Below are 21,729 nucleotides of genomic sequence, written 5' to 3' on the forward strand. Positions count from 1 at the left end.
CTCCTTTTGTTATCCTGAGTGTGATTAGATTGAATTCCCACTGAGCAAAAAATCCGCGTTAGAGAAATTGCATGTTGAGTCCCATGTAGACCTGCCACTGGGGCTGCCCGGGGCCGTCGTCTGCCAGGGAAAATTGAGGCTCGATGAACAGGTTGTAAACGGTTTTCTGTTGCTTGAACACCTGGCCGATGCCGATGCCCACCGGCACACTGTAATGGTCGTTCTCAAAGTTGTACACCCAGATGGGGGCCGCACGCAGATAGGTGCCTCCCCCCAATTGATACATGCCGAACGGTTGGAAAGCGCCCACGTTCACGGTATCGCGGTCGTCTTCTCCGGCGAAGCTGTGCTGCCAGGAAAGCAGATAACCAAACTGGAACTGTGCCGAAGTGGCGTTGAACAAGACATTCACCAAGCCCGCTGACCACTTTTCACTGCCCACGGCATCCTCGGTGGCAGTGGGGGCGGTGAGCTGCGGACCCACCCCAAAACTGATGGCCGGGTTGCCCGTATCAATCAGGTAAGCCGTAAACAGGTTGAGATCGCCAATGCCGCTCTCACTGCTGCCGCCGGGACCCACCGGGAACCGGTTGAAAGGCAGAGACGCTCGCAACAGCCAGTTGCTGTCCCCCAGGCTGAAGGGCTTGGCGAAGCGCAGCCAGGCCTGATTGGCGGTTTTGTCGGTATCGCTCAGGTCACCAATGTAGTAATCCTGGACATTGAAAGCAGTCATATTGGCGAGCGGATTGTTGGCCTGGGCCGCCGCCCGGTTGTCGGTCTCCGCCCAGGCTAGAACCGGCAGTAGGCTGGCATGCAGCAGCGCGATGAGCAATCGCTGCCGTGTTCTGTGAAGCATGGTTTTTCCCTTCCTCAACGTGTAACAGGACGTTCGATAGCATACAGGGATGGCCGCAAAGTTCAATGCACTGGCCTGGCCGGACGACACCGCCAAACCCGCGAAAAATTGATCCAGTCGATGGCTTTGGTGTAAATGAGTCCTGTATAAATCGGGCCTGGCTGGTAGAATCATCAACACAATAAAGACAAGACGAGGGGAAGGCTGTGGAAGCGCCGATACTGGATGAACCGGACCTGATCATTGCACCTGATGATCTGGCGATGTTTTCGGATCAGGACGATCTGTTTCTTGCCGGTGACACCCAAACGTTCAATACCTCCCGCCTGCATCAGACCATCACCGATTCCGCCCATCGCGCGCTGCAGGTCTGCAATGCCCAGGCTCAGCTGATGCTGGCCAAGTACCAGAGCGAACACGCCGAGGACACCAAAGTGGCCCAGCTCAAGGCCGAGCACATTGCCTATGACCTGGGGGATTCCGAGTTCGACCCCAGCCAGGAACGGCAGAACCCCTTTGAGGAGGAAGTGCTCGCCCAGGCCTGGCAGGAGGGCTATAACGCCGCCCGCGACGCCAAGCGCTTCCGCCCCATGTTGCAGATCGAACAGAAGTATTGGGAAGATGGGGTGGACACCGAAGACGCCCGCTCCCAGTACGAATTGTGTGCCCTGCAGTTGTTCCGCATCGCTGCTCAGTTGGAAGACGCCGCCCAGGCAGAACGGGCCAAACGCCTGGCCATGGAGATGTGCCGCTACCACGAGGGGGAAACCCCATCCAACAACCGCCAGGGCGAAATTGATCGTTTTATGGCCAAGCAGGCGGAACGCATTGCCCAGGCCATCGACTTCTGAGGATCTGGTCTTTGCCATCGACTACTCCCGCATCCTGGCGGGGGTACTGAACCTTGACCACCATCAGCTGCCCGCCCTGCTGGCGGACACCGGGCTGACCCCACAGCAGTTCCTGGAGAAGGAAGGCTACATCTCCTGGCCGGAGCAGCACCGCATCATCACCAACGCCCTGGCACTCTACGGCGCCCCCGGACTGGGGCTGCGGGCAGGAGAACGCTATTCCCTGATGACCCACGGCCTGGTGGGTGTGGCCACCATGGCCTGCCCCACTGTGATGGAGGGATTGCAGGTGCTGGCGCGCTACCACCCCACCCGGGCGCAGTTTGTTGAGCAATCCCTGGAGGTGGTGGCCGACACCCTGATCATCCAGTTTTCCCTGCGGGTGGAGCGGGATGCGGTGGGTCAGTTCCTGTTGGACGCCCTGCTGGTGTCCCAGGTGTCCACCCTGCGCTTTCTGCTGGGGGACCGGGTGGCGGACCTGACCCTGGAGCTGGCCTTCCCCGAGCCGGATTACGGCGCCCTCTATCATGAAATCCTGCCCGGCACGCTGAGCTTCGGCCACCCGGTGAACCGCATGCTGCTGCCCCGGGAGGTGGGGGATCTGGCGGTGGCCACCCACGATGCTGCCCTGCAGCAATGGGCCGTTCAGCAATGCGAGCAACAGTTCGAGCGCTTGCACAAGGCCGCCTCCTTCACCGCCCGTACTCTCACCATCCTGCGCCAGACACCCGGTCGCACCCTGGGCCAGGATCAGGTGGCGTATATGCTGAACGTCTCGCCACGCACCCTGTTAAGAAAGCTCAGGGAGGAAGGAAGTACTTACAAACAGCTGGTGGACCAGGAACAGAAGCGGCTCGCCCGTTATTATCTGGAGCATACCCGCCACACCATTGAGTCCATCGCCGAACAATTGGGCTATCACGACCAGTCCAGTTTCCGCCGTGCCTTCAAACGCTGGTTCGGCCAGTTGCCATCGGAATACCGACGCTGATCAACACTCCGTCAGCTTGGCGGCAAATGTCCCCCTGATCGTCCGCCCCGGTCCTCCTGTAGACAATCCGTCTATGCCATTCTCCGGCACATAAGAACAAAAGGAGAACCCCGATGACGACGCACATCCAACCTCAACCCCAGCCCAGCCTGGGCGCCGCAGAGAAAGCGGCCATTGCCACCCTGCGCAAGAAACCGCTGGTGGCCTGGCCCACGGTGATCCTGCTGTTTGCCTCCCAGGCCCTGGTGGCCGGGGTGTGGTATCTGGCCCTTACGGATCAGATTAATCTGTGGCTGGGCTGTCTGGTGAACACCATCGCCTATTACGCCCTGTTCACCCCGGCCCACGATGCCATGCATAAGTCGGTCTCCAGCAAATCCTGGATCAACGAGTGGGCGCTGTACCAAACCGCGTTCGGCTACCTGCCGCTCACCAGCGGCAAGCTGCTGGGGCTGATGCACATGCAGCATCACCGCTTTACCAACGACACCCTGGACCCGGATCACGATCTGGTCCAGGATTGGAAGAACGTACTATTTTTATGGTTTTTCTGGGATTTTCGCTACATTTGGGTCTACAACAAGTACCGCGACCAGTATCCGGATATCAACCTGACCCGCATCTACACCGAACTGGCCCTGGGCCTGTCCATCGTCGGCATGGTGGCCGTGTTCTTCCCCCTGGAGGTGTTGATCCTGTGGTTCATCCCCACCCGGCTCATGGTGTGGCTGATCTGCCTGGTGTTCATGTACCTGCCCCACGTACCCCACACCTATAAGGACAAAGACGCGCCGTTCCAGGCCACCCTGATCCGCGAAGGCTGGGAATGGCTGCTGACTCCGCTGATGATGTACCAGAATTACCACCTGGCCCATCACCTGTATCCCACGGTGCCGTTCTATCGTTATAAAAAGGTGTGGCGAGCGGCAACCCAATACCACGAGGCCCAGCAGCCCGCCAAGGTCAAAGCCTTTGGCCTGCACCCTTACAACCTGCCCGTGTAATGCCATCAAGGTGGCCTGTCAGATCCAGAAAGTGACAGGTCACCACTGCCCCGACACGCTGATCTGACCCCGTTCCCGCCTGATCATAAATTATCCTGAATCTCATTTTTCCTAACAAATACAACAGATTACAATATTGGCACAGAATCTGCGATAGACCGGTCAGAGCAGTCATCTTTCGTTTGATCGGAGCAACATCATGAGTTGGGATACAAAAGTAAGCACAGGAGTACAGAAATTCGGCGGCCAGGTTCTGGTGCTGTATCGGCAGGGCCTGGACATCCGGGTCAAGAGCGGGGGCTCCCTGGTAAACGGTGGCTGGTGTCTGGCCATGTCCATCCAGTGGATCATCAAAACCGCCAATGAGCAGAGCTTCTGGGGATGGTTCAAACCCCCGGCGGTGGCCTGCCCCTCCCTGGCTGACCGCAATGCCTCCGCCGGCGTGGGCGCCCCCTTCGTGGCCCTGAAAACCATCATGCAGCATGACGCCAAGCTGGTGAAGCAGAAGGAATACCTGATCCAGAGCGGTCTCAACCCCACGGCGGTAATGAACTGGTACGCCCCCAAAATCACCTTCGAAACCCCCTGCCAGCGCAACCAGAATGGGGATTCCCTGCAGCAGAACGTGGTGAGCGGGGAGACCTTGGCCCAGATGTGCACCCGCACCAGCGGCTATAAAACCATCAGTATCTACGGCGATAGCGGTGCTCACGCCATGGCCGCCCGGGTCATCGACGATACCGTGGTCTTCATGGACCCCAATTACGGAGAGTTCTACTTCCCGGATTTCACCGCTTTCAGCAAGTTCATGAAAGGATTCTGGACCAAGTTCAAGTACGCCAACAAGTTTTCCAAGCTGGTGGCGGTGACCTCTTTCACAGACCCCGAAGGCAGCTACGGTCAGGTCTCCTTCTGATCCAACCGCTGCCCCCGAAAAGGGCAGCGGCTGGCGCCACGCGGTAAAGCTCCTACACTTATAGGATGAGCTTCAATCAATGGACTGTGTCACGGTAGCCAATGGCGTTAGATCTGATTCCCTATCACAAGAAGAGCGTGCTGATCATCGAGGATCTGGCAGAGATGCGCTCTTCCATGAAATCCATGCTGGCCAGCCTGGGCGTGCAGAAGATGGAGACCGTGAACAACGGTGAGGAAGCACTCACCAAGATGGCTTACAACCGCTACAACATCGTGTTCTCGGACTACGAGCTGGGGCGGGGCAAGGATGGCCAGCAGATCCTGGAAGAGGTGCGCCATTCCGGCCTGATTCCCGCCTCCACCGTGTACATCATGGTCACCGCCGCGCAGACCGTGGAGATGGTGATGGGTGCCCTGGAATTCGAACCCGACGGCTATATCACCAAGCCGGTGACCCTGGAGATCCTGCGCACCCGCTTGAACCGCATCATCCGTACCAAGGATGTGTATCAGGAGATCAACCGGGCCATCGACAAGAAGGACATCAACGGCGCCCTGGAAGCCTGCAACCGGCTGGCGGTGGAGAAGCCCAAGTTCGCCCTGCCGGCCTATCGCATCAAGGGCAAACTGCTGATCGGCGAGCAGCGCTACGAAGAGGCCAGGGACATTTACGACACCGTGCTCGGCATCAAAAGAGTGGCCTGGGCGGTCCTGGGTATGGGTAAAGTGGAGTATTACCAGGGTAACTACGAAGCGGCCCAGACCCTGCTGGAAAGCCTGGCGAAAACCAAGTCCAAGTATGTGGAAGCTTTCGACTGGTTGTCCAAGGTGTTGGAGGCCCAGGGCAAGTTCAAGGCGGCACAGACGGTGTTGCAGCAGGCGGTGGAGGAATCCCCCAAAGCGGTGGTGCGGCAGCAGGAGCTGGCCCGGCTGGCGGAGCTGAACGGCGACATGGAGACCATGTACAAAGCCTGCCGCAAGGCGTCCGGCCTGTCCCGCAACTCGGTGTTCCGCAACGCCGAGAACATGATTCGCTATGCCAAATCCCTGCAGGCCAAGATCAAACACGGCAGCATGCGGGACCAGAAAATCGCCACCAGCGAAGCCTTCAGCCTGATCGAAAACGCCAAGACCGAGTTTCACCTGAATCTATCGCAGATGGTGAAGTGCGGTCTGGTGGAAGCGCAAACCCTGTTCAACGCAGGCAAGCCGGAGGAGGGTCAAATGGCCTATCAGGCGGTGCGCGCCATGATTAAAGACGATTCCTCCCTGTCCCTGGACGATCAGTTGGACGTGCTGGTGGCCAAACTGCAGTTTGAGGACGAAGCCGATGCCAATGCCTACTGTCAGAGCATCTTGCAGAAGATCGGCGGCGACCGGCGCCTGCAAACCAAGTATTACAATATCCTGGATTTCCACCTTTCCCGCACTCCGGAAGCCCGCCTGGCGCTGCTGAAAAAGCGCGGTGCCGAATTGCTGGGCATGAAGGATTTCGAGGAGGCCTGGGAGGTGCTGTACAAGTCCACGCGCCTGCCCTGCGCCGATGTGGATTGCCAGTTGGACGCGCTCAAGGCGGTGGTGAATCTGTACAAGCAGGGGGATCGTTCCCAGGAACATCTCAATCAGGCCAACGAATTGTTTGCGCTGCTGCAGAATATGGACAGCGGCGATCCCCGTTACCCCACCTTGGAAAAACTCCGTTTGCTATGGGCAGAACAATCCTCCGATGACTCACAAACCGCAACTGGCTGACCAGCTTCTCGCTGCCTCGATCCACGAAATCAAAAACCGCTTCGGGCTGATGTTTTCACAACTGGATCAATTACTGGCAGCCTTACCGCTGGATGACGCCACCACCCACAACGCCGAGCAGATCAAAAGCGAAGCCGAATTCATCGGTGCCGAACTGGTGCGGGTGCTGGCCAGCTACAAAACCCTGGAAGGCGACAACATCATCAACTCCGACCAGCAGTTCGTGGTGGATTTTCTGGAAGAGAAGGTGGCCCGCCACGCCAACACCGTACGGGCCCATGGCCTGGCACTGGAATTCGACTGCGACGAGGATCTGGACGGCTTCTTTGATGCCGGGGTCATCAATATCGTGCTCGATACCGCCATCTACAACGCGGTGAAAGAGGGTGCCAAAACCATCCTGCTGAGTGCGGAGATCGTCGAGGGGTTTTATCTGTGCATCCAGATTCACGACGACGGTCCGGGGTTCCCCGCCACCATGCTGGAGGCGGATCCGGCACAGGGAGCCGTGAAAGCCGATGGCCAGTCCACCGGCCTGGGTCTGTATTTCGCCCGGCGCCTGGTGAGCCAGCACCGGGAAGGTGACAAGGTGGGCCGCCTGGAACTGGGCCCCAGCGATCGGCTTTCCGGGGCCTGCGTGAGTGTGTTTTTGCCGCAGTAGGGCGGCCCTTACCAAGAGATGTCGGACAGGCCGCTGCCACCACCGCCGTTGGCAAAGGTAAGGGGGGCATTATTGGTGACCGGTGCACCCAAGGTCGACAACCCACTGTTAAACACCGGCTGCCCGGGGCTGGCCATCGGAGGCGCGAAGCTTCCCGCGCTGGTCATGCCCATTCCCAGGCCCAACCCCATCGGTGCCATCGCCGCCGGCGCTGCGGCACCCAAGCCCGCCGCGGTGCGAATGGCGTTCACCTGGGGCTGCGTTTCCACACCAAAATTCGTTCTCAAAAAGTTCAAGTCACACATCTGGTCGCGCGACAGGCTGCGCTTGCCATCGCCCCCATCGAAACACTTGAGCATGGCCCAGGCGGCCACAAAGGTGCCGGTGCGCCCTTGTCCGTATCCGCAGTGCACCAGCACCGCACCACCACCCTGCGTGACGTGCTGGATCATGTTGGCGGCGTTTTGCAGCTGGGCCGGCGTAGGGGGCTGGAAGTCCTCCACACGATAGTGGTGATGGGCGATGTTGGCTGCGGCCAGCTTGCGCGTGGACTCTTCGCTGATCCCCTCATGATTCGCACTGATGATGCAGCGAATGCCTTTCATTTTCAGAAACAGAATGTTGTGCATGCTGTATTCCTGAACCCGATCGGTGTTGTTGTAGTTCGGCTGGGAAGCGCGGGCCACGCGGCCATGGTGTACCCACTGGAAGTTTTTGAAGCCCATTTCAGTCTGGACGTTATCTTCGTAGCAATTTAATCCGAACAGGGTGTTTGGCATGGTGAAATCCTCATTGTTGGGTTGCTTCACCTTTAATACGTCGCCCCATTGTAGAAAGTTGCACGGATATCCTTCTCATTTAATCAATCGGATTGACACACCAGCCCAAGCCATCCAAGTATCGAAGCCGCCACGGTTATCAGGCTATAATAGGCGCCTTTTGAATTTGAGCGCTTCACGATCAAGGTTTTCCATGAGCGAACAGACGTCCGGCCAATCCAAGCCCCTGACTTTTCAGGAATTGATCCTCACCCTGCAGAACTTCTGGGCCTCCCGGGGCTGCGTGGTGATCCAGCCTTACGATATGGAAATGGGGGCGGGCACCTTTCACACCGCCACTTTCCTGCGGGCCATTGGCCCCGAGACCTGGAATGCGGCCTACGTGCAACCCAGCCGCCGCCCCACCGATGGCCGCTACGGGGAAAACCCCAACCGCCTGCAACACTACTACCAGTTCCAGGTGGTGCTGAAGCCCAGCCCCTCCAATATTCAGGAGTTGTATCTGGAATCCCTGCGCCTGCTGGGCATCGACACCAACGCCCACGACGTACGCTTTGTGGAAGACAACTGGGAATCCCCAACCCTGGGTGCCTGGGGTCTGGGTTGGGAGGTGTGGCTGAACGGCATGGAAGTCACCCAGTTCACCTATTTCCAGCAGGTGGGCGGCGTGGAGTGCTATCCGGTGACCGGTGAGATCACCTACGGCCTGGAGCGCCTGTGCATGTACCTGCAGGGCGTGGATTCGGTGTACGACCTGGTGTGGACCGACGGCCCCTTCGGCAAGGTCACTTACGGCGATGTGTTCCACCAGAACGAAGTGGAGATGTCCACCTACAACTTCGAGCACGCCAATGTGCCCAAGCTGTTCGAACTGTTCGATTACTACGAAGCGGAATCCAATAAATTAATGGAGCAGGAATTACCGTTACCCGCCTATGAAATGGTGGTTAAAGCCTCCCACACCTTTAACCTGTTGGATGCCCGCCGCGCCATCTCGGTCACCGAGCGTCAGCGATTCATACTGCGGGTGCGCACCCTGGCCCGCAACATCGCCAAAAGCTACCTGAAAGCCCGCGCCAAGCTGGGCTTCCCCATGGCGGAGGCCACCCTGCGCGATGAAGTGCTGGCGAAACTGGCACAGGAGGACGCAGCATGAGCAACGCGGATTTCCTGGTGGAGTTGGGCACCGAAGAACTGCCGCCAAAAGCCTTGAACACCTTATCCCAAAGCTTTCGTGACGGCATTGTCAAAGGCCTGGAGGCCGCCGGTTTACCCCACGGTGAAGTGCAAGCCTATGCCGCGCCACGCAGACTGGCGGTGCTGGTGAAAGCCCTGGCCAAACAGCAACCGGATCGCGTGCAGAATATTGATGGTCCTCCGGTTCAGGCGGCGTTCGATGCCGACGGCAATCCCACCAAAGCCGCCCTGGGCTTTGCCAGGAAAAATGGCGTGGAGGTGGCAGATCTGGATCGCAGCGGCCCCAAACTGCGTTACGTGCAGGAAGTGAAAGGCAACCCTGCGCAGCAATTGGTGCCGGAGATCGTGGCACAGTCCCTGAATGATCTGCCGATTCCCAAACGCATGCGTTGGGGTGCGTCCCGCGTGGAATTCGTACGCCCCACCCAATGGCTGGTGATGCTGTTGGGTGACCAGGTGGTGGAGTGCAATATCCTGGCGCAAACAGCGGGTCACGAGTCCAGAGGCCATCGTTTTCATCATCCGGAAAGCGTGCGCATCAGTGCACCGGCCCATTATCTGGAAGACCTGCGCGCCGCCTGGGTCATTGCCGATTTTGCCGAGCGCCGCGAGATCATCAAAAGCAGAGTCCATGCGTTAGCCGCCCAGGAAAACGGCACGGCCATTGTGCCGGATGATTTGCTGGACGAAGTGACGGCGCTGGTGGAATGGCCGGTGCCCCTGGTGTGTTCCTTTGAAGAGCGTTTCCTAGAAGTGCCCCAGGAAGCCCTGATCTCCACCATGCAGGACAACCAGAAGTATTTCTGCCTGCTGGACAACAGCGGCAAATTGCTGCCCCGTTTTATTACCGTCGCCAACCTGGACAGTACGCATCCCGAATTCATTGTGGAAGGCAACGAAAAGGTCGTGCGCCCGCGTTTGAATGACGCGGAATTCTTTTTCAAGCAGGACAAGAAAAACACGCTGGAATCCCATAATGAACGCTTAAAGAATGTGGTGTTCCAGAACGAACTGGGCAGCGTTTACGACAAGGCCGAACGGGTGTCCAAACTGGCGGGTTATATCGCCAGAACCCTGGGTGCTGACGTGGCCATGGCAGAGCGTGCCGGCCTGCTGTCAAAATGCGATTTGTCGACGGAAATGGTGGGCGAGTTCCCGGAACTGCAAGGCATCATGGGCACTTACTACGCCCGTCACGATGGTGAAGCTGACGAAGTGGCACTGGCGTTGAACGAGCAGTACCAGCCCCGTTTTGCCGGCGATGAATTGCCGGGCACCACCACCGGTCAGGCGGTTGCCATCGCTGACAAAGTGGATACTCTGGTGGGGATTCTGGGCATCGGCAAACACCCCACCGGCGACAAGGACCCCTTCGCCTTACGTCGGGCTGCTTTGGGTGCATTGCGCATCATCGTCGGCAAGGAACTGGCCCTGGATTTGCTGCAACTGGGTGAGCAGGCCGCCGCCCTGTACGGCGACAAGCTCACCAACGACAACGCCGTCGCGGATTTTATGGCCTTCATGAACGGCCGCTACCAGACCTGGTTTGTGGAAGAGGGCATCAGCGTCGACATCGTTAAAGCGGTGCTGGCGGTGAACCCCACCCAACCGTTGGATTTTTACCAGCGGGCCAAAGCGGTTCAGGCCTTCAAGCAGTTACCCCAGGCGGAAGCCTTGGCCGCCGCCAACAAGCGGGTGGGCAATATTCTTTCCAAGCGAGATCAAAGCGCGGCCCTGCCACCATTGAACGAATCCCTGTTGCAGGATGCCGAAGAACAAACCCTGGCCAGCGCCATTGCCCTGCATCAAAGTGACAGCAGCATGGATTACCCATCCCGCCTGGAAGCCCTGGCCGCCCTGCGGGAACCGGTGGACGCGTTCTTTGACAAGGTGATGGTAAACGTGGAGGACGAAGCGCTGCGCAACAACCGGTTGTCGCTGCTCAGTCAACTGCATCAGTTGTTTTTGGATATTGCCGATATCGCCGAGTTGCAATAAACACATTCGCATTTTGCCGGGGGCCCTTTGCCCCCGTTTGAGGGTTGCCTGGAATTTCCATGAACGTCATACGCGGTCTGATCTTTAATCTGTTCTACAGCATGAGTGTGATTCTGATCAGTGTGCCTGTGGTATTGATCGGCCCCTTCATCGGCTTTCGCGGTCGCACCCGCTTTTTCGTGCTCTGGACTCAAAGTATCCTGTGGTACCTGCGCATCATCTGCGGTATTCGGGTGCGGGTCATTGGGCGCGAGAACATTCCCCGCCAGCCCTTAGTGATTGTGTCCAACCATCAAAGCACCTGGGAAACCTATGCCCTGTATCATCTGCTCTATCCGGTCTGTACGGTGCTGAAGAAAGAGCTCACCTACATTCCCATTTTCGGCTGGCTGCTGCGCTGGTCGCGCCCCATCGTCATCGATCGCAAGAAGAAAGCCACCGCCCTCAAAGAGATTCTGCGCCAGGGACAGAATCGCCTGAGTGACGGGCTGTCGGTGCTGATTTTTCCGGAAGGCACCCGGGTGCCCCCCAGTGAAACCCGCAGCCATATGCCGGGCGGGGCCATGTTGGCGGTGAAAAGCGGGGTGGCGGTGCTGCCGGTGGTACATAACGCCGGACAACATTGGCCTGCCCACAAACTGGCCAAGATTCCGGGTGAAATTGTGGTGAAAATTGGCGCACCGGTGCCTTCCGAAGGCAAGTCCGCCAAGCAGCTCAACGCCCAACTAGAGCAGTGGTTGAACGGCGAAAAGCAGATTTTGCTCAACAATGGATCATGAGTGTTCCCGATTGTCACGGGGTCTGTTTCAATCAGTAACACGGTTATCCACAGACGGGAAAAATACTAAATTTAATTTATTTTTTTCCTCGAGTGTGAGCCATCACTTACAACCGGCCCTTGACTAAAATCGAACTATACACATAAGTCATTGTTATTCAATGTTTTTTAATCAACTGATAAAGTACCTTAATCAGTTTGACCGGATAACACCCGGACGCCCACAATCAGTGGACTGTCCGGTAAGCATGTCCTTATTCACATTTTTATCCACAGATTTATCCAGAGTGTTCCCGTAATGTGCGCTGCTCCGGCAGGATCGGCAGATCGTTGATGCTGGCGATACGGCGCTGCATGAGCCCGTTTTCCGCAAACTCCCACATTTCGTTGCCATAGGAGCGGAACCAGTGGCCGTCGTGGTCGTGCCATTCATACTCAAAGGTCACCGCAATGCGGTTAGCGGTGAAGGCCCATAGCTGTTTGCGCAGCCGGTAATCCAGCTCCCGCTCCCATTTGCGGGTGAGAAAGGCTTCTATCTGGTCCCGTCCCAGCAGAAACTCATCGCGGTTTCGCCATTGGGAATCGGGGGTATAGGCCAGGGCCACCCGCTTGGGATCGCGGCTGTTCCAGGCATCCTCCGCCGCCTGCACCTTGATGCGGGCAGTTTGTTCGGTAAAGGGTGGCAACGGGGGTCGGCCCGGCTCCGGATCTTGCTTGTGGTCAGTGGTGGTGCTCATGATGTTCTCCTGTGATGGAAAGAGTTGGCCTGGTTCGGGATTGCAGGTTCGGCATTCCAGAATCGGGATCAATGCGGTGTCGCCTTGGCAGGGCGGTGACGACTGCGCCCCAGCAGGGTGTCCATCGCCAACATTCCACCTCCGTAGACTGCGGTCTGCAGCAGCAGGATGCCCCAGATCACGTGCAGGTAAAGTGCGGCGGTGGCAATCTCCGGCAGGCTGATCACCGCCACCAGGTTCACCACAAACAGTGCCAGTGCCGACAAGCGGGAAAACAACCCCAGCACCAGCAGAATGGGAAACAGCAATTCACCGGCGGTGCCGAGCCATGCGGCCAGTTCATAGGGCAGCAGGGGAACCTGGTATTCCTCCGCAAACAGGAACAGGGTGCTGTCCCAGTCCCGCAACTTGGTGAGGCCGGCACTAAAGAACACGTTGGCCAAATAGAGTCGGGCCGCCAACATCACCGGTGAATGCAGTTTCGACAGACTGATGTCCGCCTTTTCAATAAGCGGTAGCGCCAGGTGGGTAAGGTGGTTCATGGATTTTCTCCTGATAGATAGCAGTGGGTTGGGTAATCGGGTTTAAACCGGTTTTTTGGTGGCGGTTAACGCAGGTGCGTAATCCATTGATGCTGTACCGCCCGGGAAAACCAGTGCACAAAATTAAAATCGGGGTGACGCTCCAGCAATTCGGCCAGATCGAGGCCGCGCAGCAGATCGTCAAACCATTGGAATTCTTCGCCGGAAAGCCGCTGCAGGTGAGCACGGCTACGGCGCTGATCAATCAACAGGAAGCAGTCGTCATCCTGTTCGGCAATGGCCCGGGACAGCGCACCGAGATCCAGGCTGTGGTGGTCCTGGCCATGCTGTGCAGACACCGGGCGATGAGCACGCCAGATCGCATCGATTGGGAACGGGCTGCGCAGTAGCACAATGGCCGGTGACAGCTGCAGGCGAATGTCTTCCGGAGCACATTCCTGCAGCCGGTTCAGGCTGCCGGGGTCAAGGGGCAGGGGTGCCCACCGGCTCACCTGATGCCAGGACCATTCCAATCGGGCTACGTCCGGCAGAAAGTCCATCTGTGCCAGCTCCGGTGCTGAATCCACCAGCGGAATCAGGCCTTCACCCCATTCCGCCCAGTCCCCAGCGCTGGGTGGGGACTGACGCAGAAGCGTGCGGGCCAGTACCGCCATGGCCTCATTACCCAACAGCCGGGTCAGCACGGGATAAGTGGTGCTGAGCGCACGGGCCCCGTTGGTCCACAAGCTGTGGCGATACACCCGCAGGCCGGTGGTGCAGGGGCTGTCCTGATCAAACACACATTGGATCAGTTGTTGTTGCCGCTGCTGCAATGCCGCCCGTTCACGATCAGAGATCATCGCCATTCACCTCGCCAGTAGCGGACTCTTTCAAACCAGAAGTGGACTCGTTCAAAATGGCACGGGCCTGTTCCGCCTGTTGCAACAACACCGACCAGGATGGCAACTGGTTATCCCATTCCACCAGAGTGGGCACCGGGCCAAACCGGGTCAGGGCATAGCGATACAGATCCCAGCAGGTTTGCGAAACCGGTTGCGCGTGATCATCCACCTGGATGTCGGCATCGCCTACCGGGGTACTTCCCGCCAAGTGAAGTTCACCCACCGCCTGGGCAGGAATATCCCGCAGCCAGGCTTTGGCATACTGCAGGGGATCAGATCGCCCTTGATTGTGCGCATTCACCAGCAGGTTATTCAGATCCAGCAGCAGGCCACATTGGGTTTGCTCCACCAGGGACACCAGAAACGCGGTCTCACTGAGATCTGCCGGTTGCAGGGCAATGTACTGGGCAATGTTTTCCACCAGCAGGCGCCGCCCCAGATGCTGTTGAACCCGGTCCACGTTTTCCACCAACACCGCCAGGGCCTGTACTGAAAATTCCACCGGTAACAGATCACCGGCATGCACCGGGCGCTGTTCAAAATGACTCCTGGCCAGGGCCGCGTGATCCGATACCAACAGGGGATCACTGCGGTCCACCAGATGCTGCAGGCGTTGCAGGTGCTGATCGTCCACCCCGACGGCGGAACCCAGGCCCAGTCCGGTGGCGTGCAGACTTAATCGGTAACGGTTGCCAATCTCCTCCAGCAAGGTGCAGGTCAGCCCGCCCGCTGCAAAAAAGTTCTCGGCGTGCACTTCCACAAAATCTATGGACGACGCCCCATCCAACGCCATCTCATAATGGGGATGACGCAATCCCACACCCACCATCGACGCATTGAAATGAGACATCGTTCTACTCCTCTTAAGCATTAATTTACGTTGCGCGCCGCGACCACTAGCGTTGACTTTCCTGGTAGCGACGTTTGGCTTCCGCCTTCAACATGCCACCGATGCTTTCACAGGTGCCTTTGGCAACCAGCTTCCATTCGCCCGGGTCGTAATCCACTTTCGAGGCACCGGCGCAGGAATGGGTACCCGCCAGGTTGCCGCAATCGTTTTGTCCTGCGGCGGCCACGCCATAGCACTTTTCCTTACCTTCCGCCTGGGCCGGGGCAGTGGCCAGGGTGGTGAGTGCCAATGCCAGGGCGGCGGTGGCGATCCGTTGTTTGCTGTTCATGGTGTTCTCCTTGTTCGGGTTGAGTTGGCTTGAACTTAATGAACCCGGTGGCGCGCTACTGCGGTGATGTTTGTCACCTAGTAGCGCGCACAACCATCAGTCTTCTGCGTTCACCACCGCCACCGGCAGGTCTTCAATGCCGTTCCAGATGCGCACGGCGCTCCTCACGTGTCCGTTCACATCCGTCAGCCATTTTTTCTGGATGTCTTTATTCAGGTTCAAATACAGCTTGTCGCCGGCGATGTAGAAAGCCTGTGGATCAATGTCGAGTTTTTTGTTCAACACGACACCCATGGCGCAGTAGCCGCCGAACTGAGGTGCATAGTGATCCGCGTCGGACTTGAACAGATCACGGTTCTGCTGGCTGGAAAAACGGTAGATGGCACCGTCATGGGTGGCGGTGAACTGGGCCGAACCCACCACCGCCTTGCTCTGGGTGAAGTAGGCAACCGGATCGTAGCCGTGGATGGCCAGGTCGTTGGCGCCGATGTTGCTGGCAGAGGCAACGCTCAGGCTGCTCATCAGTAAAGCGCCCGCGGCGCCGGCCAGTTTCAGGGTTTGAGTCAGTTTCATGGGGTGTTCTCCTTTCATGGTTTGGTTTGGTTTGTTGCGTTCGGTTATTTAAAGGATGGTGCTCGGTACGGTTTGCTTAACGACTGCTTGCTGAAAAGCGACTTCACTTAAAAGGTGTGATTCACTGGCGCCAGTCCGGCCGTCGTGGCCGCTGCGTGGGCGGGCACCTGGCAGTAACGCTTCTGGTAAACGGAAATCCGTTTCTCGAAGTGATGCACCCACACGCAGGTTCGGCCGCCCTGGGCGTGGTCTGCCCGGGGCCACTGGTGCTCGCCCTGGTGGATATGCCCGGACTGTTTGATATGAAAGTACGCCAGGGAAAACGGCGACTGGGCCAAGGGCTTGGCACTGCGGTCACTGATGGCGGCACTGGCAAAGCCGGCGAGCAGCAGGGCTACAATCAGCCCGGTGGCGTTGAGGATGGTACGTAAGGTCATGGTCTAGGCTCCTGTACTGGATTCTGGTCTGATATTTGGCTTTGATTTACTTGCGTTCTCGATGACGGGATATATCAGTTATCGTGCCAACTATTTTTCCTATGAAATTCATATAGTTACTATAAATTGAAGGTCTCAGAAATTTGTGATTCTCAATTTTCTGAGGATTTACTCTCAAATATTTGTTAACGTCTTCGAATTCATTCGAGCGCATTTCAGGGCCATTCACACACGCACCAAGGCTGCCATCCCATGACCGAACACACTCAGCTGCTCCAGGAACCCAGCCTGCATCGCCTGCATCAATTGATACTGAAGGCCGCCGGGGAGGGCATTTACGGCCTCGACTGCGACGGTAAGGCTACCTTTGTCAACGAGGCCGCGGTTCGCATCCTGGGTTGGAAAGAGCAGGAGGTGATCGGCACTTCCATCCACGACCTGCATCACCACACCCATCTGGACGGGCGTCATTACCCCACTGAGGAATGCCCCATCTACGCCGCACTCAAGGACGGCGAGGTACATCAGGTGGACGACGAAGTGTTCTGGCATTCCGCCGGACACGCAGTACCGGTGGAATACACCAGCACACCGATCTGGGAAAACGGCCGCTTGAACGGGGCGGTGGTGATTTTTCGGGACATATCCGAGCGGGTGAAAATTGAAGAGGAGCGGGAGCGGGCCTTCGCCGAGATCAACCGCCTGAAAGAGCAGTTGGAGCAGGAGCGGGATTATCTGCGGGATGAAATCAACATCAGCGCCAACTTTGGTGAGATCATCGGCGCGAGCCAGGCCCTGAAGCGCACCCTGTCGCAAATAGAAGCGGTGGCGCGAACCCCCACCAGTGTTTTGATCCTGGGGGAATCCGGCGTCGGCAAGGAAATGGTCGCCCGGGCCATTCATCTCAACAGCGACCGGGCCCATCATCCCCTGGTGAAAGTCAACTGCGCCTCAATTCCCAAGGAGCTGTTTGAAAGCGAGTTCTTCGGCCACGTGAAAGGTGCCTTCACCGGTGCCCATCGGGACCGGGTGGGCAAGATGCAACTGGCCAACCAGGGCACGCTGTTTCTGGATGAAGTGGGCGAGATCCCCCTGGACTTACAGGGCAAGTTACTGCGGGCACTGCAGGAAAGTGAATTCGAAAAAGTCGGTGACGAGCGCACCCAGCGGGTCGACGTGCGCATCATTGCCGCCACCAACCGTGACCTGGCGGAAGAAGTGAAGCGGGGCCGGTTTCGGGAGGACCTGTATTACCGCCTTTCGGTATTCCCGGTGGACGTGCCGCCGCTGAAACAACGGCGTGAGGACATCGCCCCCATCGCCCAACACTTCATCAACAGTTTTTGCCGGCAGTTGGGTCGCAGGCCTTTTGCGCTCACCCAGGCGCAAATCGCCAAACTCAAACAACACCCCTGGCCGGGTAACATCCGGGAATTGAAAAACGTCATGGAGCGCGCGGTGATTCTGTCCGCCGGAGCCCATCGCTTGAATCTCGACATGGCGCTGCCCGGCTCAGAACCACCGCAAGAACAGGCGGAAGATCAAATGTTCGTGGCAGGGGAAATCCTGACCGAAACAGAATTTCGTCAACTGGAGAAAAACAACCTGCTGGCGGCCATGCAGCGTACCCAATGGAAAATCTCCGGAGCGGACGGTGCCGCTGAATTATTGGGGTTGAAGCCCTCCACCCTGGCGTACCGGCTGTCCCAGTTCGGCATCAAACGGCCGCAGCCTTAGGCCGCGCCTGTTCCAGAACGGACCTGATCACATCCAGGTCCAATGGCTTCAACAGGTGATCGTCAAAGGCAGAGGCATTCAGTTCCGCCCGTGACAACTCGCTGCCGCTGAGGGCCACAATGCGGGTGGCGTTGACACCCAATTCCCGAATCTGTCGCGCCAGATCATCACCCCGGCAGTCCGGCAGGCCGCGATCCATGAGGATCAGATCCGGCTGCTGTTGCTGGTAGTGCTGCAGTGCCTCCTGACCGCTGTGGGCCACCTGCACCTCCCAGCCCAGGTTGGCCAGTAACAAGCGGGTCATGGCAGCCGCATCGTGATCATCTTCCACCAACAACAGCACGGGGTTGGCCGGAGCCTGTTGTGGCCGTTGGGGCCGCGTTTGCAGTTGGCGGCGAATGCATTTCACCAACGCGCTTTCATCCACCGGTTTGCTCAGGTAGTCAGAACAGCCGGCCTGCAGACAGCGATCCCGCTCCCCCTCCATGGTGGCCGCGGTCAGCGCAATGATGGGTTTGTCGTAGCCGCCCTGGCGCAGTTGCGCCGTGGCCTCCAGCCCATTCAGTTTGGGCATCTGCACATCCATCAGCACCAGGTCAAAGGCCGCACCCTCCTGCTCGGCGGCCAGCACCTGGGCCACCGCCTGCTCACCGTTCTCCGCAAAAGCGGTGTCGATGGACATGGTGGACAGGATCTGACCTAGCATCACCCGCAGATCTTCCACATCGTCGGCAATCAGAATCCGGGCCTGAAGAGTGGGCAGCTGTCGGGGCTGGGTGGCACTTTCCACCGTCTGCAAATCGAAGCTGCGCCAGGCCACTGCTTCTGGCAGTTCCACCATCACCTCCAGGGTAAACACGCTGCCCTGTCCCGGCGTGCTCGCCACCTGAATATCACCGCCCATGCGCTGGGCCAGTTGCCGACTGATGGCCAGACCCAGCCCGGTGCCTTCGCGATTGTTGCTGTCTGTACCCGGCGCCTGGGAAAACGGTTTGAACAGGTGTGGCAGAAAATCCGGCCCGATGCCCACACCGGTGTCCATTACCTGGCAACGCAGGCTCGATACTGGCGTTTGCTCCTCCACCGACACCAGCAGGCGGACTTCCCCCTCGTGGGTGAACTTGATGGCGTTGCCCAACAGGTTCAGCAGGATCTGCCGCAACCGCGTGGGATCGGTTTTCACTTCCTCCGGCAAGGTCGGTGGCAGTTCAAAACGCAGCGCGATGTTCTTGTCGTCCGCCCGCACCCGCAGCAGTTGATAGACATCGCTCAGCAGGCGTTGCAGGTCCACCGGATGACTTTCCATCTCCAGTTTTCCCGCTTCAATTTTGGAAAGGTCCAGCACATCGTTGAGCAGGCTCAACAGGTGATGCCCGTTGCGTTTGATCACACCCAACTGTTGTACCTGCTGCCCTTGCGCCTGCCGCAGCATCAGGTCGGTGTAGCCCAGAATGGAGGAGAGCGGGGTACGCAGCTCATGGCTCAGGTGCGCCAGGAATTCGGTTTTAGCCCGGTTTTCCGACTCAGCCTTCAATCGTTCCAGACGCTCCTGCTCGGTATCGCGACGGGCCACGGCATAGCGGATGGCCCGTGCCAATCGGGATTGTGTGAGGTAGGACTTCACCAGGTAATCCACCGCCCCGGCCGACAACGCCAACTGGTCCAGCCGTTCGTCATCCTGACCCGTAAGCATGATGATGGGGCGGGTAAACCCCAGTCCCTGGGCTTCCTTCAACAGGGAGACGCCGTCCACCGGACCCAGCTCATAATCCATCAGACAAACATCGTGCTCGTTCAGGCTCAACCACTCGCGGGCGGTATCCAGGTTCGAGGCCCAGTCCAGGCGATAATCTCCCCCGGCGATGTCGTCCAGCAAATCCCGGGTGATGATGTAGTCGTCCTCATCATCTTCCACCAGCAGCAGGCGAATCTTACTCATACGCGTCAACCGTCGTCGTTGTCATGGTGGGCCTGCGGCAATTCCACAAACTCCACCCAATAACGGCCCAGGGCTTTCATCAGATCCACCAGGCCTTCAAAGGTCACCGGTTTGGTGAGATAGGATGCCGCGCCCAGATCATAGCCCCGCAACATATCCTCCTCGGTTTTGGAGGTGGTCAGGATCACCACTGGAATCACCCGCAACCTGGGGTCCGCCTTGATCTCCGCCAGAGCCTCCCGGCCGTCCATGCGCGGCATGTTCAGATCCAGCAGAATCAATCCGGGCCAGGGGTTGTCCTGATTCGCGAAAGGCCCTTCACCGCGCAGGTACTGCATCAGTTCCACGCCGTCATTCACCACCACCAGGGTATTGGACACCCGGCTTTCCTCCAACGCATCCCGCGTCAGCAGCTGGTCATCCTTATCATCATCCGCCATCAGAATCACAATGGGGTTGCGGTCATGCATCGAGGGATCACTGGTCATAATGCTGCGTTCTCCGTTACCACCTGCACCGGCGGATTGAATGGAATATCCAGAATGAAAGTGGCGCCGGCACCCGGCTCACTGCGGGCGTGAATTTCACCGCCGTGACGCTCTACAATTCGACGGCAGATGGCTAGGCCGATGCCCGTGCCCTGGTATTGATCCTTGCCATGCAGGCGCTGAAACGGGGTGAAGATTTTTTCCAGGTACTGTTCATCAAAGCCAATGCCGTTATCCACGATCTGCAGACAGTAACGACTTTGGGTTTGTTCACAACGGATCTGGATGTGGGGATGGACGCCAGGGGGAATGAACTTCAGCGCATTGCTCAGGATATTCTGCAGCAGTTGCTTCATCTGCGAAGCATCGCCTTTTACCACCGGCAGTGGGTCCCGTTCGATTACCGCCCGGGTTTCCTCTATACGTACCGACAAATTATCCAGAACTTCGTCCAACACCTCTTCCAGTTTCACATCCACAAAGGGTTTGGCGCGGGTGGTGACCCGGGAGAACGTCAGCAGATCATCAATCAGGTTTGACATGCGCACGGCAGCACTTTGCATGCGGATAATGTAGTCGGCACCGTCCCCCAGTTGTTCGGCGTAGCGGGATTTCAGGCGGTCGCCAAAGGTGCGGATTTTGCGCAACGGTTCCTGCAAATCGTGGGACGCCACAAACGCAAAATCCTGCAGCTCCCGATTGCTGCGCTTCAGCTCATCGGAATACAACTGCAACTCCCGCGTGCGCTGTTCCACCATGGCTTCCAACTGCATGGCCTCCATCTGTTGCCGGCCAATGCCGCGATACAACAGCACCGCAATGAACGCAATCAGCAACAGACCCAACCCGTTGGCCACCACGATGGTCTGCATCACCGTCTTGCGACTGACCCGGGCCTGACGGGATTGCACTTCCAGCAACTGGTATTCCGCTTCCTCCATACGGGTCACCAGATCCCGGATGCTGGACAGACTCTCGTGACTGGCCAACATGTTACTGGAGGAGAGCCAGTCCAGCTCACTGTTCTTGCTGTGCTGGTTGATGTGCTCGGTCATCTGCTCAAGTCGTTCCAGAATGGCCTCTTCCAGTTCGTCCACCCGGGAGCGCTGCTCCGGTAACTCGGAATGGAAACTCCGCAACTGGGAAATATGCTCCTGAATATTTTCCAGGGAAGTGAAATAGGGCCGCAGATGATCGGCTTTGCCGGTGATCAGGAAGCCCCGCAGCCCCAGCTCTGCATCCTGTACAGAAGAGAACACATCCTTGATGGCGCGCAGGATGGACTTGGTGGTGCTGGTGCGTTGTTCGTTATCCACCAGCTCTTCGATGGCACGATAGGATTGCACGGCGTTGATGCCCAGCAGCAGAATCAGGGTCACAATACTGACGATCCAGACCCGTTGTAATACGCTGATTTGTTTCATCATACTGG

22 protein-coding genes are annotated in these 21,729 nt (G+C 58.0%); 10 read left to right on the forward strand and 12 right to left on the reverse strand.

Annotated elements, in window-relative coordinates:
* Positions 1–58: 58 nt before the first annotated feature.
* The gene (locus D9N14_RS14120; protein WP_290580769.1) at positions 59–856 is read right to left on the reverse strand and encodes a hypothetical protein; all 798 of its coding nucleotides are present in this window, start codon (positions 854–856) and stop codon (positions 59–61) included.
* A gap of 206 nt (positions 857–1,062) precedes the next feature.
* On the opposite strand from D9N14_RS14120, the gene D9N14_RS14125 reads away from it, so the two are divergent.
* The 6 genes from D9N14_RS14125 (at position 1,063) to D9N14_RS14150 (ending at position 7,033) form a co-directional block, all read left to right on the forward strand.
* Positions 1,063–1,707, forward strand: coding sequence for a hypothetical protein (locus tag D9N14_RS14125; RefSeq protein WP_290580771.1), 645 nt, complete (start codon positions 1,063–1,065; stop codon positions 1,705–1,707).
* Positions 1,685–2,698, forward strand: coding sequence for an AraC family transcriptional regulator (locus tag D9N14_RS14130; protein WP_290580773.1), 1,014 nt, complete (start codon positions 1,685–1,687; stop codon positions 2,696–2,698). Before D9N14_RS14125 ends, D9N14_RS14130 begins: the two co-directional genes overlap by 23 nt.
* Positions 2,699–2,811: 113 nt before the next feature.
* Positions 2,812–3,702 (forward strand): fatty acid desaturase, encoded by an 891-nt coding sequence (locus tag D9N14_RS14135; protein WP_290580775.1) that lies wholly within the window; start codon positions 2,812–2,814, stop codon positions 3,700–3,702.
* A gap of 199 nt (positions 3,703–3,901) precedes the next feature.
* Positions 3,902–4,618, forward strand: coding sequence for a YopT-type cysteine protease domain-containing protein (locus tag D9N14_RS14140; RefSeq protein ID WP_290580777.1), 717 nt, complete (start codon positions 3,902–3,904; stop codon positions 4,616–4,618).
* Between the two features lie 101 nt (positions 4,619–4,719).
* On the forward strand, positions 4,720–6,372 hold the full coding sequence (locus D9N14_RS14145) for a tetratricopeptide repeat-containing response regulator (protein ID WP_290580779.1): 1,653 nt from the start codon (positions 4,720–4,722) through the stop codon (positions 6,370–6,372).
* The gene (locus tag D9N14_RS14150; protein WP_290580781.1) at positions 6,347–7,033 is read left to right on the forward strand and encodes a sensor histidine kinase; all 687 of its coding nucleotides are present in this window, start codon (positions 6,347–6,349) and stop codon (positions 7,031–7,033) included. Before D9N14_RS14145 ends, D9N14_RS14150 begins: the two co-directional genes overlap by 26 nt.
* Before the next feature lie 8 nt (positions 7,034–7,041).
* On the opposite strand, the gene D9N14_RS14155 is transcribed toward D9N14_RS14150, so the two are convergent.
* The gene (locus tag D9N14_RS14155; RefSeq protein WP_290580783.1) at positions 7,042–7,812 is read right to left on the reverse strand and encodes a dual specificity protein phosphatase family protein; all 771 of its coding nucleotides are present in this window, start codon (positions 7,810–7,812) and stop codon (positions 7,042–7,044) included.
* Between the two features lie 193 nt (positions 7,813–8,005).
* Between D9N14_RS14155 and glyQ the strand changes: the two genes are divergently transcribed.
* The 3 genes from glyQ to D9N14_RS14170 are packed head-to-tail and all read left to right on the forward strand — an operon-like array spanning position 8,006 to position 11,786.
* The gene (gene glyQ, locus D9N14_RS14160) at positions 8,006–8,968 is read left to right on the forward strand and encodes a glycine--tRNA ligase subunit alpha (RefSeq protein WP_290580785.1); all 963 of its coding nucleotides are present in this window, start codon (positions 8,006–8,008) and stop codon (positions 8,966–8,968) included.
* A complete protein-coding gene (gene glyS, locus D9N14_RS14165) occupies positions 8,965–11,007 on the forward strand; it encodes a glycine--tRNA ligase subunit beta (RefSeq protein ID WP_290580787.1) in 2,043 nt (680 codons plus the stop codon). Before glyQ ends, glyS begins: the two co-directional genes overlap by 4 nt.
* Before the next feature lie 59 nt (positions 11,008–11,066).
* A complete protein-coding gene (locus D9N14_RS14170; protein WP_290580789.1) occupies positions 11,067–11,786 on the forward strand; it encodes a lysophospholipid acyltransferase family protein in 720 nt (239 codons plus the stop codon).
* 277 nt (positions 11,787–12,063) lie between these two features.
* Here the strand turns inward: D9N14_RS14170 and D9N14_RS14175 are convergent, their stop codons facing one another.
* The 7 genes from D9N14_RS14175 to D9N14_RS14205 form a co-directional block, all read right to left on the reverse strand.
* A complete protein-coding gene (locus tag D9N14_RS14175; RefSeq protein ID WP_290580791.1) occupies positions 12,064–12,522 on the reverse strand; it encodes a nuclear transport factor 2 family protein in 459 nt (152 codons plus the stop codon).
* Positions 12,523–12,590: 68 nt separating this feature from the next.
* Positions 12,591–13,064 (reverse strand): DoxX family protein, encoded by a 474-nt coding sequence (locus D9N14_RS14180; protein WP_290580793.1) that lies wholly within the window; start codon positions 13,062–13,064, stop codon positions 12,591–12,593.
* Positions 13,065–13,129: 65 nt separating this feature from the next.
* Entirely contained in the window at positions 13,130–13,903 is a 774-nt protein-coding gene (locus D9N14_RS14185) for a DNA-binding domain-containing protein (RefSeq protein WP_290580795.1), read from the reverse strand.
* Positions 13,893–14,795, reverse strand: coding sequence for a DUF692 domain-containing protein (locus D9N14_RS14190; RefSeq protein WP_290580797.1), 903 nt, complete (start codon positions 14,793–14,795; stop codon positions 13,893–13,895). The genes D9N14_RS14185 and D9N14_RS14190 overlap by 11 nt, the downstream gene beginning before the upstream one ends.
* A 46-nt stretch (positions 14,796–14,841) precedes the next feature.
* Positions 14,842–15,123 (reverse strand): DUF2282 domain-containing protein, encoded by a 282-nt coding sequence (locus D9N14_RS14195; protein WP_290580799.1) that lies wholly within the window; start codon positions 15,121–15,123, stop codon positions 14,842–14,844.
* 96 nt (positions 15,124–15,219) lie between these two features.
* A complete protein-coding gene (locus D9N14_RS14200) occupies positions 15,220–15,696 on the reverse strand; it encodes a YHS domain-containing (seleno)protein (protein WP_290580801.1) in 477 nt (158 codons plus the stop codon).
* 107 nt (positions 15,697–15,803) lie between these two features.
* On the reverse strand, positions 15,804–16,133 hold the full coding sequence (locus tag D9N14_RS14205) for a hypothetical protein (protein WP_290580803.1): 330 nt from the start codon (positions 16,131–16,133) through the stop codon (positions 15,804–15,806).
* A 252-nt stretch (positions 16,134–16,385) separates the two neighbouring features.
* Between D9N14_RS14205 and D9N14_RS14210 the strand changes: the two genes are divergently transcribed.
* Positions 16,386–17,870 carry a sigma-54 interaction domain-containing protein gene (locus D9N14_RS14210; protein ID WP_290580805.1) on the forward strand — a complete coding sequence of 495 codons (1,485 nt, stop codon included), beginning with the start codon at positions 16,386–16,388 and terminating at the stop codon, positions 17,868–17,870.
* On the opposite strand, the gene D9N14_RS14215 is transcribed toward D9N14_RS14210, so the two are convergent.
* From D9N14_RS14215 to D9N14_RS14225, 3 genes are read right to left on the reverse strand one after another with little or no spacing between them, the layout of a single operon-like run.
* A complete protein-coding gene (locus D9N14_RS14215) occupies positions 17,851–19,809 on the reverse strand; it encodes a response regulator (protein WP_290580807.1) in 1,959 nt (652 codons plus the stop codon). The genes D9N14_RS14210 and D9N14_RS14215 overlap by 20 nt on opposite strands.
* 5 nt (positions 19,810–19,814) lie before the next feature.
* Positions 19,815–20,297, reverse strand: a complete 483-nt coding sequence (locus D9N14_RS14220; RefSeq protein WP_290580809.1) for a response regulator — start codon at positions 20,295–20,297, stop codon at positions 19,815–19,817.
* Entirely contained in the window at positions 20,294–21,724 is a 1,431-nt protein-coding gene (locus D9N14_RS14225; RefSeq protein WP_290580811.1) for a sensor histidine kinase, read from the reverse strand. Before D9N14_RS14225 ends, D9N14_RS14220 begins: the two co-directional genes overlap by 4 nt.
* Positions 21,725–21,729 lie beyond the last annotated feature (5 nt).

The sequence above is a fragment of the Ketobacter sp. genome, assembly GCF_003671495.1.
In the GTDB taxonomy this organism is placed as follows: domain Bacteria; phylum Pseudomonadota; class Gammaproteobacteria; order Pseudomonadales; family Ketobacteraceae; genus Ketobacter.